Source organism: Stenotrophomonas sp. GQ19 (assembly GCF_059758695.1).
The window spans coordinates 1-554 of record NZ_JCAXES010000023.1 but is presented as its reverse complement, the minus strand read 5'-3'; the positions used below and the strand labels follow the sequence as shown (position 1 = coordinate 554).

At 61.9% G+C, this 554-nt stretch carries 1 protein-coding gene; it reads left to right on the top strand.

Annotation, left to right across the window (positions count from 1 at the left end):
* Window positions 1-209: 209 nt before the first annotated feature.
* Window positions 210-554, top strand: a 345-nt coding sequence (locus tag AC6CHL_RS20765) for an IS110 family transposase (RefSeq protein ID WP_498296043.1), incomplete at its 3' end; no start/stop codon positions are given.

The window sequence follows — 554 nt, the reverse complement described above, 5'->3', positions numbered from 1 at the left end:
CTTATCTGACCGGAATCTGGCAGTTTAGGTGTCGAGAGCCGGCGTGGGCCGCCGTGTGAGCCTGGATCTCGACGATCGCCGTGTAGCTTGGCGCCCACGCCGGAATCTCCCTTGATCCGCCCGAACAGTTGCTGGAGCTGTCACTCGAAGCGATAAGACTGGGCAAGCGGGGGAGCTCTCGACCCTTCCAGACTATACGGAGTCGGGCGATGAACGGGATCGGGATTGATGTAAGCAAGCGCCGGCTGGATGTTGGAACCTCCGACGGCCAAACCCTGCAGGTCAGCAATGACCCCTCCGGTTTCACTGAATTGGACCTCTGGCTGAGGCAGCGCCCGAGTAACCAGATCGTGCTGGAGGCCACCGGTGGCTACGAACAGCCTGTGCTGGATTTTCTGCACAAGGCCGGTCATCCGGTGGTTCGGGCCAATGCCTTGCGGGCGCGGAAGCTTGCTCAGGGGCTGGGCCAGAGGGCCAAGACCGACCGCTTGGATGCCTATGCATTGGCACAGATGGCCACGCTGGTGAAGCTGCCGGCCTATCAGCCGTTGGAG